Source organism: Blautia marasmi, assembly GCF_900258535.1.
In the GTDB taxonomy this organism is placed as follows: Bacteria; Bacillota; Clostridia; order Lachnospirales; family Lachnospiraceae; genus Blautia; species Blautia hominis.
On record NZ_OIWX01000001.1, the window covers coordinates 3,589,931 to 3,603,583 of the forward strand.

Below are 13,653 nucleotides of genomic sequence, written 5' to 3' on the forward strand. Positions count from 1 at the left end.
ATTTGGATATTTTATCATATTGACCTGGGAAGAGAAAGTCTTTTCACCAAATTCTATACATATAAATAGAAGGAACAGTATGGCCGGAGTTTGTAATATGAGCAAAAATAAAATATGGCTCTGCCTGGCAGTCCTTCTGGTTCTGACAGCAGCGGCAGCACTGAAATACAGCACAGATTCTTTTTCAGAGCTGAATATACAGACAGTGGGGGAACTGTCGGATGAGGAGCACCCGAAGATTGCGCTGACTTTTGACGACGGACCGCATCCGGTCTATACCCCGAAGCTTCTGGACGGTCTGAAAGAACGTGGTATCCATGCCACCTTTTTTTTGATTGGAAAAAATATAGAAGGAAATGAGGCGCTGGTCAACCGGATCCAGGAGGAGGGACATCTGATCGGCAGCCACACCTACAATCATGTGCAGCTTAATAAATTATCCGAATCCAAGGCCAGGGATGAGGTGTTAAAAGGCTGCAATAAGATATATGAAACCACAGGCACCTATTCCTCCTTTGTCCGCCCGCCCTATGGTTCGTGGAAAAAGAACCTGGATTTCTGTATCACCATGATTCCAGTATCCTGGAATGTGGACTCCCTGGACTGGAAAACGCAAAATACTGAAAAAATTGTAAAAAGGGTAGTGAAAGATGTGGGGGAAGGTGATATTATTTTAATGCACGATATATTTGACACCTCTGTGGAAGCCGCTCTGCAGATAGTGGATACGCTTACAGAGGAAGGGTACCAATTTGTGACAGTGGATGAACTGTTGCTGGAATAGGAGAAAATAATGGATCTATTTGATTATATGAAAGAACAGACTTTGGAGAATGAGTCTCCCCTGGCCTCCAGGATGCGCCCCACAACGCTGGAAGAGGTGGTGGGGCAGGAGCATATCATCGGTAAAGGGAAACTGCTTTACCGTGCCATAAAGGCGGACAAACTGGGAAGTGTACTTTTCTACGGACCTCCGGGTACGGGAAAGACAACACTGGCAAAGGTCATTGCCAACACCACCAGCGCCCAGTTCCAGCAGATGAACGCAACGGTTGCGGGAAAAAAGGACATGGAGGAAGTAGTGAAAAAAGCCCAGGACTATCTGGGCATGTACGGGAAGAAGACCATTCTCTTTATTGACGAGATACACCGCTTCAATAAAGGACAGCAGGATTACCTTCTGCCTTTTGTGGAGGACGGAACTCTGATACTCATAGGCGCAACCACGGAAAATCCCTATTTTGAGGTCAACAGTGCCCTGATTTCCAGGTCCATTGTCTTTGAACTGAAGCCCCTGGAGCGGGAGGATATCAGCAGGCTGCTGGTCCGGGCTGCAACAGATGTGGAAAAAGGGATGGGGAGCTATGACGTGGAGCTGGAGGAAGATGCCCGGGAATTTCTGGCGGATATAGCAGGCGGGGATGCGCGGGCGGCCCTGAATGCCCTGGAGCTGGCTGTGCTGACCACCGAAAAGGCAGCAGACGGAAAGATCCATGTGACCCTTGATGTGGCTTCCCAGTGTATCCAGAAGCGGGTGGTGCGCTATGACAAGACCGGGGACAACCACTATGACACCGTTTCCGCATTCATAAAAAGTATGCGTGGCTCTGACCCGGATGCGGCAGTCTATTATCTGGCTAAAATGCTGTACGCAGGGGAGGATATTAAATTCATTGCCAGGAGGATCATGATATGCGCTTCAGAGGACGTGGGAAATGCAGACCCCCAGGCACTGGTAGTGGCAGTGGCAGCATCCCAGGCCGTGGAACGCCTTGGGATGCCTGAGGCACAGATCACCCTCTCCCAGGCCGTGACCTATGTAGCCAGTGCACCGAAAAGCAATGCTGCCTGTATGGCGGTTTTCAATGCTTCAGAGTCCGTGAAGTCTGTACGCACAACCGTGCCCCCGCCTCTCCAGGATTCTCATTACAAAGGGGCAGCCAAGCTGGGACACGGGGGGGGCTATAAATACGCCCATGATTATCCCAACCACTATGTGGAACAGCAGTACCTTCCTACGGAGATACTGGGCAGCCGGTTTTATGAGCCTACGGAAAATGGGTATGAGAAGAATATCAGGGATCATCTGGACAGGATCCGCAGAGGCCGGTGACGGGTATACCTCAGGTTATAGCCTGGCGGACGCCGCTCCTACTGGTTCGGACCCGGAAAGAAAAGCCTTCCGGACATGCCCGGCGGGCATTGTGTAACTTATGGCACAGTCAATATGCCATAAGCCACGCAATGCTCACAGGAGCATATCCAGCAGGCTTTCATATACCTGTTTACTTTTATTTTTCCATGCCGCGCACAGAGCCTCTGCGGCTTCTTTTGTGGGCACGGTCAGTGTCATATCTATGAGAGGGATATCACGTTCCTTTGCCTGACAGCGGACAAGATAACCCTCCTTATCACTTTTGTAGTAGTCAGCCATGGCGGAGCGTTCCTCCTTCAGTTCCATGGAGTTCTCCCGGAAGAATTCCCTGATATCCTTTTTTATATCAGCGGAAACCTCCTCCCCAAAGTATTCCAATGTCTGATTCCCCGAATCTGTAATCTTCAGATAAGAGGCGTTGCGCACAGTCTCGGAGCGCACCAGACCCGACTCGATCAGCTCAGAGATTGCCTGCTGGAGATGAAAGTAGTTGGTATATCCTTTGTCCAGTATAAATCCGGATATCTGTGCGTTGCTCAGTGGGAAATCCACTTTTTGCAGCATGTACAGTATTATCAGTTTGTATAAAGTGAGTGGTTCAGCCATAAAGAATCCTCCTTTTTCATGCCCTCTTGTGTACATTGGAATCTGTGTAAAGCCGTCCCTGGTAAGCGCCCCGGACCTTGCACTCATGATGCAGGGTGTTGAGGACTGTCTTCTTGGCGCTGCTCCAAAGCGGCGCTAAAAGAAGTTCTTTGGGCCCATCCCCGGTAAGTCTGTGAATGACAATGCGAGGGGACAGGTGTTCCAGGCAGGCTATGACAAGATCTATATATTCCTCCATTGTATATACAGAGAATCTGCCGTTCTCATAATCCTCTGCCAAATCTGTGCCTTTCAGGACATGCAGAAGCTGCAGCTTGATTCCCTGGATATCCTGTGTATTCAGATAGGAGATGGTCTCCAGAATATCATCCTTAGTTTCGCCGGGAAGTCCCAGAATGGTGTGCACGATCACTTCCAGATCCCGTGCCCTCAGCTTTTGTACTGCATCCTCAAAAACAGAGAGGGGATAGCCCCTTCGGATATAAGCCGCAGTGCTGTCATGCATGGTCTGCAGTCCAAGCTCCACCCATACAGGCTTCTGCTCATTCAGATCAGCCAGCAGATCCAGCACATCCTCACCCAGACAGTCAGGCCGGGTCCCAATGGACAGTGCCACAATATCGGGATGGGAAACTGCCTCCGTAAAAATTTTCCGGAGATATTCCACGGGTGCGTAAGTATTGGTGTACGCCTGAAAGTATGCAATAAAGTGGCCGGCATTCCTTTTGCTGCGTATTTTAGCGGCCTGTTCATCAATCTGCTGAGTGACAGACAAATCCCTGTCGCCGGCAAAATCCCCGGAACCTCCCGCGCTGCAGAAGATACAGCCCCGGCTGCCCAGAGAACCGTCACGGTTAGGACAGGTCATCCCTCCGTTCAGAGCTACCTTATATACTTTCTCCGAAAACCGTTCCTTCAGCATATGATCAAAAGAGTGATAGGGTTTTCCATTCCATGCATTCATATCCAGAGACCTTTCCGTTGTTAGCTGTAACAGTTCTATATTTTCACAGTTACTGTTTGCTTTCTATTATCATACCAAAAGGAAAAATCTTTTACAAGTAAAAAAACAAACGTTCGTATTTCGGTATCTGATATCCGGCCACTGTACACAGGCCACTGTACCGGGAGGCGTTTTCATGCCGGAAGCATGAAAATCCCGAGGCAGCCAGCGCGATATGGGGCAGAATGCTCCATATCTGTGCATCGAGAAGCGTGTTACTGGACACGGAGTGAACAGTAACTGATATCCGGTTACTGTTCATAGTATCCTCCCGGGACATTGGATCGTGAACTATAACGATATCCGGCTCCAGCCCCATTTTCTTAAAATTTCCACAGCCATTTGACAAAAAGAAGCAGGCATGTTATGTTTTTTTACGTGGATATGTTAAAATGCCGGGCAAAAGCAGACTGCCTCCGGACAGCCGCAGAGCCTGCACAAACCTACCATTTATGATATTTTTATAGAAAGCAAAGAAAATGAGGTGGTTATCATTGAAGAAAAATAAATTTCGCCGTATCATCTGTGTTCTGGCCGCAGCCATCCTGACAGCCGCAGCCCTGACCGGATGCGGAACCCCAAAAGACTGTGAAGGCGAGGGAAAGATCACAACCATAGAAAAAGGCGTCCTGAAAGTAGGCATACATTTAGACGACGGTTCCATGGGTTATGTAGAAGAAAGCACAGCGAAACCGGCAGGCTTCGCCCCGGAAACAGCTGCCAAGATAGCAGAAAAACTGGGCCTGACCCTGGAAATCATAGACACAACAGAAGAAAACCTCTTAAATTCCTTAGATGCTGACCTATATGACTGCGTCATTACCGTAGGCACCACGGACTGGAACCAGGAACACTATTCCGCCACCAAACCCTACGCCGACGTCTCCGGCATCCAGGACAAACTGGGCAAAAAAGCCGCTTACCCCAAACTTGCCATATTCGGCAAAAAAGGCACCTGCCTAATCCCCGCCATCCAAAACCAGGCTCTAACCCCCCTGATAAAAGACGGCACCCTAACAGAAATCTCAAAAAAATACTTTGAAAAAGACATCATATTAAAATAACCGGACAAGACAGAACTCAGAGGACTGAATTCTGTCTTGTTTTTTGCCCTTTATCCCACTTACAAAAGTGATATGCTTTTCACTACCGGCAGAGAACGTCAGGGAGGAGGGGCGGGGTGTGGATATTTGTGGCAGCGAGGTTAAGTGGAAGGATCTGTGAGATCCACCAATTACGGAGACTTAGGCGTGAGCCCCACTGGGCGAACGTCTTAGCCGCAGTTATTGGTTAGCTCTTCTACACCTTTGACGCTGCCGACGATCTACCGCGTGCATATCTCATAATGCACGATCTAGTTCAAACTTGTCTTCAATTATCGGTTCAACCCACCCTTCATTTNNCCGCCCCTCCTCCCGTCCCCCCCCCTCCAAAAAAACATTCATTTTTTTAAAAAAACATCTTGATTTTTCCCTCCGTCAATGGTAGCATAAACATATAGTTTAATGGATAAACTAATTCCCAAGGAGGTCAATTCCCATGAAAATCTTAAACGTCAGGGATGCCCGGTTCAAGGCCTATGGTAAGGTCGTGGAAGGTCTTGATGTGAGCAGTCTTCTGAAAGCACTGGAGGAAACTCCGAAGCCGGACGATGTCATCTACGTTGCATCAGATGAGAAGCTGGAAGCCTGTGACTGTGCTGAGAAAATTGCTTATAGCCTGTTCGGTGGAATGCCCATTCAGATTGGCTACTGCAATGGCAGCAACTACCTGCTGAACGCTGTGGAATACCACAGAGACAGTGAAGTGAACGCAGCGCTGACAGATTTGATCCTGATCCTCGGAAAAGAGCAGGACATCGAAGCAGACAATACATACGACACATCGAAAATGGAAGCATTTTTAGTACCCGCAGGAACCGTGATCGAAGTTTACGCAACCACCCTGCACTATGCCCCATGCAATGTAAACGGAAATAAATTCTGTACTGCTGTGATCCTTCCAAAGGGGACCAACACAGACGCACCTGCCGTGCAGAACAACACCGTTGAGGATAAACTCCTCTTTGCCAGAAATAAATGGCTGATCGCCCACAAGGACGCCAAGATCGAAGGCGCGTTCGAGGGACTGATCGGTGAGAATCTGTCTGTAAAAGACTGTTAATCTCGCTTCATCATATGAGCAGACAGCGGAGCGGATCGCGGATATCCGTTTTGACTTGAAAGAAAAATCAACCAATATAAAATCAGGAGGATTAAGATTATGAATTTAACAAACATGCCGGAATTAAAACTTGGTATAGTGGCTGTAAGCCGTGACTGTTTCCCCATGTCTCTGTCTGAGAACAGAAGAAAAGCGGTAGCAGCCGCTTACAAGGGTGAAATCTATGAATGTCCCACCGTTGTAGAGAGCGAGACTGACATGCAGAAAGCTTTAAAAGAACTGCGTGAGGCCGGATGTAATGCACTTGTTGTATACCTGGGCAACTTCGGACCTGAGACAGAAGAGACTCTCCTGGTAAAATATTTCCACGGACCGTCTATGGTAGTAGCCGCTGCTGAGGAGAGAGGCGACAACCTGGTTCAGGGCCGCGGAGATGCATACTGCGGAATGCTGAACGCAAGCTATAATCTGAAACTGCGTAACTTAAAAGCATATATTCCGGAATATCCGGTAGGAACACCGGAAGAAGTAGCGGAGATGATCGCTGAGTTCGCACCTATCGCCCGTGCGCTGGTAGCTGTGAAAAACCTGAAGATCATCAGCTTCGGACCCCGTCCCACAAACTTCCTGGCATGTAACGCACCTATCAAACGTCTCTATGACCTGGGTGTAGAGATTGAAGAGAACTCTGAATTAGACCTGTTCGAGGCTTTCAATAACCATGCAGACGACCCGAGAATCGCAGATGTTGTGAAAGAAATGGAAGCAGAACTGGGCGAAGGCAATATGAAACCGGAGATTCTGCCTAAACTGGCTCAGTACGAGATCACTCTCCTTGACTGGGTTGAAGCTCACAAGGGCAGCAGAAAATACGTGACACTGACCACAAAATGCTGGCCTGCATTCCAGACTCAGTTTGGATTCGTGCCCTGCTATGTAAACAGCCGTCTGACAGGCCGCGGTATTCCCGTATCCTGTGAAGTAGATATCTGGGGAACCTTAAGCGAGTACCTGGGAACTGTTATCAGCCAGGATGCCGTTACTCTTCTGGACATCAACAATACCGTTCCGGCTGATATGTATGAGACAGAAATCAAAGAAAAACACAACTATACACATAAAGATACTTTTATGGGCTTCCACTGCGGCAACACAGCATCAGGAAAACTTTCCTTCTGCTCCATGAAATATCAGATGATCATGGCAAGAACCCTGCCGGAAGAAGTGACACAGGGAACACTGGAAGGAGATATCACGCCCGGTGATATCACATTCTACCGTCTCCAGAGCACAGCAGACTGTAAACTGCGCGCTTATATCGCACAGGGTGAGGTTCTGCCGGTTGCAACCCGTTCCTTCGGAGCCATCGGTATCTTCGCAATTCCGGAGATGGGACGTTTCTACCGTCACGTGCTGGTAGAGAAGAATTACCCGCATCACGGCGCTGTAGCTTTCGGACACTTCGGAAAAGCACTGTATGAAGTATTCAAATACTTAGGCGTAGAAGTGGAAGAGATCAACTATAATCAGCCAAAGGGTGTTCTGTATCCTACAGAAAATCCATTTGCTTAAACCATAGAGCTATTTACTGACAAAATTCAGGAGGCTGCCCGAAAGAGCAGCCTCTAATAAGGAGAATATAGCATGTTATACATTGGCGTGGATTTAGGAACTTCTGCCGTAAAGCTGCTTTTGATGAACGGCGAAGGCAAAATAGAAAAGATCGTTTCCAGGGAATACCCTCTTTCCTTCCCTCATCCCGGCTGGTCTGAGCAGAAGCCGGAGGACTGGTGGAAAGAGAGCCTGGAAGGAATCAGGGAACTGACTGCAGACTGTGACAAGAGCCAGGTGGCAGGCATCAGCTTTGGCGGACAGATGCACGGTCTGGTTATTTTAGATGAGCAGGACAATGTGATCCGTCCGGCTATCCTGTGGAATGACGGAAGAACAGGCAGGGAGACAGACTATCTGAACCAGGTGATCGGAAAGGATAAACTGTCCCAGTATACAGCAAACATTGCATTTGCCGGATTTACCGCACCTAAGATACTTTGGGTAAAGGAAAATGAACCGGAAAACTTTAATAAGATTAAAAAAATCATGCTTCCAAAAGACTATCTGGCATACAAACTGTCCGGTACACACTGCTGTGACATGTCAGATGCCTCCGGTATGCTGCTTCTGGATGTAAAGAACCGCTGCTGGTCAAAAGAGATGCTGGATATCTGCGGAATCACAGAAGAACAGATGCCAAAGCTTTTTGAAAGCTATGAGACAGTAGGCACACTGAAGCCCGAACTTGCAAAGGACCTGGGCATCCCGGCTTCCTGCAAGATCGTGGCAGGGGCAGGCGACAATGCAGCCGCAGCGGTAGGTACAGGAACCGTAGGGGACGGCATGTGCAATATTTCCCTTGGGACCAGCGGTACAATCTTTATCTCCAGCAAAGAGTTCGGCGTGGACCCTAACAATGCCCTTCATGCCTTTGCCCATGCAGACGGATGCTATCACCTGATGGGCTGTATGCTCAGCGCCGCGTCCTGTAACAAATGGTGGATGGATGAGATCATCGGAACTAAGGACTATGCAGAAGAGCAGGCAAAGATCCAGAAACTTGGCGAGAATAATGTATATTTCCTGCCATACCTGATGGGAGAGCGTTCTCCGCACAACAATCCAAATGCCAGAGGTACTTTCATTGGTCTTACTATGGACAGCACAAGAGCGGATATGACGCAGGCCGTACTGGAAGGTGTTGCTTTTGCCATCCGTGATTCTTTTGAAGTCGCAAAATCCCTTGGCATTAAAATTGAGCGCACAAAAATCTGCGGCGGCGGAGCAAAGAGCCCGCTGTGGAAAAAGATGATCGCCAATATTTTAAATATCAAGGTGGATGTCATCGAATCCGAGGAAGGCCCGGCTCTGGGCGGCGCCATGCTGGCCGCTGTGGCAAACGGGGAATTTGCTTCTGTTGAGGATGCAGCCGCTAAGATCGTGAAGGTTACAGGCACCGTGGAGCCGGAACCGGAACTGGCAGCAAAATATGAGGAAAAATACCGCAAGTTTGCAAAGATTTACCCTACCGTAAAAGATCTTTTCAGTGAGATCATTTAGACAGATCCAATTAAATAGCCAGGCGGGCAGGAAACAGCCGTTTGGCGAGACACAGCGATAACTGTTGTCACAGGGCATGACAAGTCCGTGACAGCAGTTTATTTTTGCCTTAAAATGCCTCCGCCTTTCCTCTGTATAGCAAACAATCCTATTCTTATTGCTTTTCCACGGCAAAGTGTGATATACTGTCACAGTGAAATTGTGTGACGGATCTTTTACATAGAAAACCGGTATTATATGTTTTCTATTCAAATATGAGGTGAAGAAAATGAAATACGTTCTGGATGTACATACTCATACCCTTGCCAGCGGACACGCATACAATACGATCCGCGAGATGGCAATGGCTGCTTCCGAAAAGGGGCTGGAACTGCTGGGGATCACAGAGCATGGGATTGCCATGCCTGGCACCTGTAATGCATTTTACTTTGATAACACAAAAATGCTGAACCGCAGCATGTTCGGAGTGGAGATGCTGTTTGGTGTTGAAGCGAACATTATGGATCATGACGGGAAACTGGATATGGAAGAACGTCTTATAAAGCGGATGGATGTGGTCATTGCCAGTATGCATATCCCCACGATCAAACCGGGAAGCAGAGATGAGAATACCCATGCCTATCTGGGAGCTATGAAGAATCCTTATGTGGATATTATCGGGCACCCTGATGACGGGCGTTATCCCGTAGATTTCCTGGCACTTGTGCAGGCCGCCAAAGAGCATCATGTCCTGCTGGAGCTGAACAACAATTCCCTGGACCCCCGCTGCAGCAGGGAAAACGGGGAGGAGAACGTGAGGACCATGCTCCGTTACTGTATGGAATATCAAGTTCCCATTGTCATGAACAGCGATGCCCATGTGGATGAACTGATTGGCTGCCGCTGTTATTCAGAAAAGATTGTGGAGGCCATGGAGTTTCCGGAGGAGCTGATCGTGAACCGTTCTGTAGAAGAATGGAAGAAATATGTGCACAAATACAAAAATTAATAAAAATTTAATAGTTTAGTGCAAAAAAATCGCACAAGACTGCTTTACTTTAAAATTTTAGTGTGCTACTATATATACGGGTGATGTGTTACTACACTTGGGGTGAAAACTAAACAATAAGGAGAATGTATGTATATGAGCAAGAAAATTCATACGGAGGCAGTAGACTCCCTGTTTGATGCTGTCCTCAGTTTAAAGAACAGAGAAGAGTGTTATCTCTTTTTTGAGGATGTGTGTACAATAAATGAGATCCTTTCCCTTTCACAGCGCTTTGAGGTTGCCAAGATGCTGAAGGATAAGAGAACATATCTGGATATCTCTGAGAAGACAGGAGCTTCCACAGCTACGATCAGCCGTGTAAACAGAAGCCTGAATTATGGCAATGACGGTTATGAGATGGTCTTTGAGAGATTAGCCAACAAAAAAGATGAAACAGAAGAATAAAAAGATGAGGCCGGAACTTTGAAAAAAGTTCCGGCCTTTCTGCATTCAGCTATAAAAAAAACTCCGCCGGGGACGGGAGGCACCATATATGTTACTGTTCACAGTATACTAAAAACGTAGCTCTTTGCACAGTACCGCGCTTCGCGATGTATAGATATGGAGCATTCTGCCCCATATCGCGCTGGCTAACTCGGGATTTTCATGCTTTTGGCATGAAAACACCTCCCGGTACAGCAGCCTGTGAACAATAACCCATATATGTTACTGTTCATCTCGTGTCCAACAACGCGCTTCGCGATGCACAGTTCTGCCCTTTAGGGTACAAAATGCAATAAATTGCATTTTGGCGCTGGTTAACTCGGGATTTTCATGCTTCCGATATGAAAACGCCTCCCGGTACAGTGGCCTGTGATTAGTAACCCATATATACTTTAGTGAAATAAAAAGGCAGTGTTTTACTTGACACCACTGAACATGTTCAGTATAATATAGACAAGATTCGACTGAACGCGTACAGTGAAAGAGAAGGCAATTAAATTCCAGCTCTTTTCCGGAAGTGCACACCGGAAAAGCGCTGTATATGGGAGGTAAAAAAATGGGTAATAGGAAATGGGAGCATCTGATCATCTCTCCGGATTATGTACCGCCGGTCATGGACGATGTAAGGGACGACAAAGGAGATATCAAGACGGGAAGAACACTGGGGCAGACATACAGCTCTTCGGATCTGTTTCCGGATTGTAAGGTGAACATGAGCCTGTCTTGGTTCTATGAGATTCCAAATAAGAATCCTTATGTGGATGAACATGTTCATGATGTGGATGAGCTGGTATTTTTCATGCCGAATTACAACGGCGTGGGGGATGACATCAACGCAGTGTGGGGGGAAGCGGATTTTTATATTGACGGAGAACCCTACACCATTACGAAAAACACATGTATCTACTGTCCGGCAGGGGTAAAACACTGTCCGATCGTTTATAAAAAGATCATCCGTCCTCACTGCTTTATGACCATTCTGCTTACCAGTGAATATGTGAGAGAGCAGGCCGGCAAGATCGTAAAGAATATTGGCGGAAAGTTTATTGAGGTAGGAGAGGGAAAGTAGACAAGGGGAACATGCGTATGGAAGAAAAAGAGATTTTATGGGGCCTTACGGATGCTGATTCCATGGAGGAAATAAGGGAGAAGGCATTTGCACTTATTGGAAAGATTCGTTTTATGCCTGCGGCAACGGTGAATGAGGGACAGCCTGAAAACAGGATCCTGGATTTTAACCGTTTGAGCGATGGAAATCTGTATTTTATGACATCCAAGGGAAAACCCACATATGAACAGCTTTGCAGACGTCCTCAGCTTGTGATGAATACGCTGATCGACGAGCGGTATTCCCTGCGTCTGAGTGCCTGGGTCAGCGAGACAAAAGACCAGGCGGTATGGGATGAATTTTTTACATTAAATCCCGGCACAAAAGAAATGTACCGGAAAAATTTTGATATCGTGGCACTTTATAAAATAGACAGAGGGGAAGGGGAAATCTTTCACCTGTATGCCAACGAGAGAATACGCCGCCTGCGTTTTGCGTTTGGCGGGGAAGAGATAAGGCCTATGACCTACCGCATTACAGAGGAATGTGTGGGCTGCGGGGTCTGTCAGGAAAACTGTGTAGAGCGTGCCATCCATCAGAAGGAAGACGGGAAATATTACATAAAAGAGATGGACTGCGACGACTGCGGTATCTGTTACACCAAATGTCCGCAGGCAGACACGGCACTGATCTGCCGTTTGAAGGAAAAAGGGGAAACTTGAGGTTTGGGATGCGTGTGAGAGGTGAAAAATTATGGCTAAAACAAATGCTGATGGTTCAAAAAGTTTAGGCCGCGGTGATCTGCTTGCGATTGCGATCGGCAACGTGATTGGCGGCGGTGTTATGACAATGACAGGCCTTGCCATTGGAATTACGGGACGTTCTATTGTCCTGTCTTATATTATCTGTGCGGTTATGGTGACCATTGTGGCGCTGCCGCAGTTCTTCTTATCAGGAACGATCCGTATGAACGGCGGTTTTTATACGCAGGCGGCTATGTTCGGCGGCAAGTGGTTTGCTGGCTTGTATTCTGTGGTATTTGTCAGTTATTTCTTCGGTGCGACTATGTATTCCGCATCTTTTGCAGACTACGTGCTCTCTGCATTTCCGGAGATTAACGGCAAGCTGGTTGCTTTTGCGATCCTGACCATATTTGTGGTTTTGAATCTCTGCGGTATCCAGGTGGCGGCAAAAGTACAGTATGCATTGGTGATCATTCTGGTTATCGCACTGCTTGTGTTTACAGGGTTTGGTATTATCCATCTGGAACCGGGTTATTTTGATGAGAACCAGTTCTTTACAAGCGGATTTACAGGTGTGATGTCCGCAGCAGCACTGTTGTCCATGGCGACCAGCGGCGCAACCTTTATTATCAATATGAGCCGCGAGGCAAAGAATCCGAAAAAAGATATTCCGTTTTGTATTGTTGTGGGTACTGTGATCGTTACACTTCTGTACATCGGTGTCGGTGTAGTTGCAGCAGGTGTGTTCCCGGTTGAACATGTAGCCGGTCAGAACCTTTCTAAGGTGGCAAGGGAAATCCTGCCTACCCCGCTGTACATATTCTTCATCGTGGGCGGTGCCATGGTGGCTTTGGTCACATCCCTGAACGCGAACCTGGGATGGCTGCAGGCGCCTATCGCACAGGCTGCAGAGGACGGCTGGTGGCCTAAGATCTTTGCGAAACGTAATGAAAAATTCGGTACGCCTCATTATATCATCCTGACCATTTATGTGCTCTGCTCTGTTATTATATTGAGCGGCATGAATGTGGGAGACATTGCAAATATCGGAAATACTTTGGCTAACTGTGTACAGGTTATCCTGTGTCTGGCAATTATCACTATGCCTAAGAAAATACCGGAGATTTGGAAGCGCTCTCAGTTCCATATCAATGACAAGTTATACACATTTTTATGTGTGATGGGTGCCATTGTCAGCGCAGCATTTGTATACTATGAATGTCTGGAGATCCACATGAATTATGTGATCGGAATTTTAGTTTATCTGGCTGTTGCATGTATTTACCCGTTGATCCGCCAGAAGTTCCATAAGGTGGAGATTGAGGTAAGCTACGAGGAAGCATAGAGGAT

Annotated in this window: 13 protein-coding genes; 11 read left to right on the plus strand and 2 right to left on the minus strand. The window is 47.4% G+C overall.

Annotation, left to right across the window (positions count from 1 at the left end; all coding sequences use genetic code 11):
• The first annotated feature begins 97 nt into the window (after positions 1 to 97).
• Both C6P39_RS15480 and C6P39_RS15485 read left to right on the plus strand, forming a co-directional pair.
• Positions 98 to 784 (plus strand): polysaccharide deacetylase family protein, encoded by a 687-nt coding sequence (locus C6P39_RS15480; protein WP_104804377.1) that lies wholly within the window; start codon positions 98 to 100, stop codon positions 782 to 784.
• A 9-nt stretch (positions 785 to 793) separates the two neighbouring features.
• Positions 794 to 2,113: a replication-associated recombination protein A gene (locus tag C6P39_RS15485; protein ID WP_104804378.1), complete on the plus strand. Its 1,320-nt coding sequence runs from the start codon at positions 794 to 796 to the stop codon at positions 2,111 to 2,113.
• 135 nt (positions 2,114 to 2,248) lie between these two features.
• On the opposite strand, the gene C6P39_RS15490 is transcribed toward C6P39_RS15485, so the two are convergent.
• Both C6P39_RS15490 and C6P39_RS15495 read right to left on the minus strand, forming a co-directional pair.
• Entirely contained in the window at positions 2,249 to 2,761 is a 513-nt protein-coding gene (locus tag C6P39_RS15490) for a DUF4364 family protein (protein WP_104804379.1), read from the minus strand.
• 16 nt (positions 2,762 to 2,777) lie between these two features.
• Complete coding sequence (locus tag C6P39_RS15495) at positions 2,778 to 3,725, minus strand: TIGR01212 family radical SAM protein (RefSeq protein ID WP_095171879.1); 948 nt, start codon at positions 3,723 to 3,725, stop codon at positions 2,778 to 2,780.
• Positions 3,726 to 4,258: 533 nt separating this feature from the next.
• Here C6P39_RS15495 and C6P39_RS15505 point away from each other — a divergent pair.
• From C6P39_RS15505 to C6P39_RS15545, 9 genes are all read left to right on the plus strand, one after another.
• Positions 4,259 to 4,828, plus strand: a complete 570-nt coding sequence (locus tag C6P39_RS15505; protein ID WP_158661591.1) for a transporter substrate-binding domain-containing protein — start codon at positions 4,259 to 4,261, stop codon at positions 4,826 to 4,828.
• 475 nt (positions 4,829 to 5,303) lie between these two features.
• Positions 5,304 to 5,927 (plus strand): DUF4867 family protein, encoded by a 624-nt coding sequence (locus tag C6P39_RS15510; protein ID WP_104804382.1) that lies wholly within the window; start codon positions 5,304 to 5,306, stop codon positions 5,925 to 5,927.
• Positions 5,928 to 6,026: 99 nt separating this feature from the next.
• Entirely contained in the window at positions 6,027 to 7,499 is a 1,473-nt protein-coding gene (locus tag C6P39_RS15515; protein ID WP_104804383.1) for an L-fucose/L-arabinose isomerase family protein, read from the plus strand.
• A gap of 72 nt (positions 7,500 to 7,571) precedes the next feature.
• A complete protein-coding gene (xylB, locus tag C6P39_RS15520; protein ID WP_095171870.1) occupies positions 7,572 to 9,041 on the plus strand; it encodes a xylulokinase in 1,470 nt (489 codons plus the stop codon).
• Between the two features lie 268 nt (positions 9,042 to 9,309).
• Positions 9,310 to 10,029 (plus strand): phosphatase, encoded by a 720-nt coding sequence (locus C6P39_RS15525; protein ID WP_104804384.1) that lies wholly within the window; start codon positions 9,310 to 9,312, stop codon positions 10,027 to 10,029.
• A 135-nt stretch (positions 10,030 to 10,164) separates the two neighbouring features.
• Positions 10,165 to 10,473: a YerC/YecD family TrpR-related protein gene (locus C6P39_RS15530; protein WP_095172377.1), complete on the plus strand. Its 309-nt coding sequence runs from the start codon at positions 10,165 to 10,167 to the stop codon at positions 10,471 to 10,473.
• Positions 10,474 to 11,068: 595 nt separating this feature from the next.
• Positions 11,069 to 11,581 (plus strand): cupin domain-containing protein, encoded by a 513-nt coding sequence (locus C6P39_RS15535; protein WP_095171866.1) that lies wholly within the window; start codon positions 11,069 to 11,071, stop codon positions 11,579 to 11,581.
• A gap of 17 nt (positions 11,582 to 11,598) precedes the next feature.
• On the plus strand, positions 11,599 to 12,282 hold the full coding sequence (locus tag C6P39_RS15540; protein WP_095171864.1) for a 4Fe-4S dicluster domain-containing protein: 684 nt from the start codon (positions 11,599 to 11,601) through the stop codon (positions 12,280 to 12,282).
• A gap of 31 nt (positions 12,283 to 12,313) precedes the next feature.
• Positions 12,314 to 13,648, plus strand: coding sequence for an APC family permease (locus C6P39_RS15545; protein WP_095171861.1), 1,335 nt, complete (start codon positions 12,314 to 12,316; stop codon positions 13,646 to 13,648).
• Positions 13,649 to 13,653: the final 5 nt, after the last annotated feature.

Bases quoted from the DNA above. Each gene is read 5' to 3' on its own strand.
- C6P39_RS15480 (WP_104804377.1), top strand. From the start codon at position 98: ATGAGCAAAAATAAAATATGGCTCTGCCTGGCAGTCCTTCTGGTTCTG.
- C6P39_RS15485 (WP_104804378.1), top strand. From the start codon at position 794: ATGGATCTATTTGATTATATGAAAGAACAGACTTTGGAGAATGAGTCT.
- C6P39_RS15490 (WP_104804379.1), bottom strand. From the start codon at position 2,761: ATGGCTGAACCACTCACTTTATACAAACTGATAATACTGTACATGCTG.
- C6P39_RS15495 (WP_095171879.1), bottom strand. From the start codon at position 3,725: ATGAATGCATGGAATGGAAAACCCTATCACTCTTTTGATCATATGCTG.
- C6P39_RS15510 (WP_104804382.1), top strand. From the start codon at position 5,304: ATGAAAATCTTAAACGTCAGGGATGCCCGGTTCAAGGCCTATGGTAAG.
- C6P39_RS15515 (WP_104804383.1), top strand. From the start codon at position 6,027: ATGAATTTAACAAACATGCCGGAATTAAAACTTGGTATAGTGGCTGTA.
- xylB (WP_095171870.1), top strand. From the start codon at position 7,572: ATGTTATACATTGGCGTGGATTTAGGAACTTCTGCCGTAAAGCTGCTT.
- C6P39_RS15525 (WP_104804384.1), top strand. From the start codon at position 9,310: ATGAAATACGTTCTGGATGTACATACTCATACCCTTGCCAGCGGACAC.
- C6P39_RS15530 (WP_095172377.1), top strand. From the start codon at position 10,165: ATGAGCAAGAAAATTCATACGGAGGCAGTAGACTCCCTGTTTGATGCT.
- C6P39_RS15535 (WP_095171866.1), top strand. From the start codon at position 11,069: ATGGGTAATAGGAAATGGGAGCATCTGATCATCTCTCCGGATTATGTA.
- C6P39_RS15540 (WP_095171864.1), top strand. From the start codon at position 11,599: ATGGAAGAAAAAGAGATTTTATGGGGCCTTACGGATGCTGATTCCATG.
- C6P39_RS15545 (WP_095171861.1), top strand. From the start codon at position 12,314: ATGGCTAAAACAAATGCTGATGGTTCAAAAAGTTTAGGCCGCGGTGAT.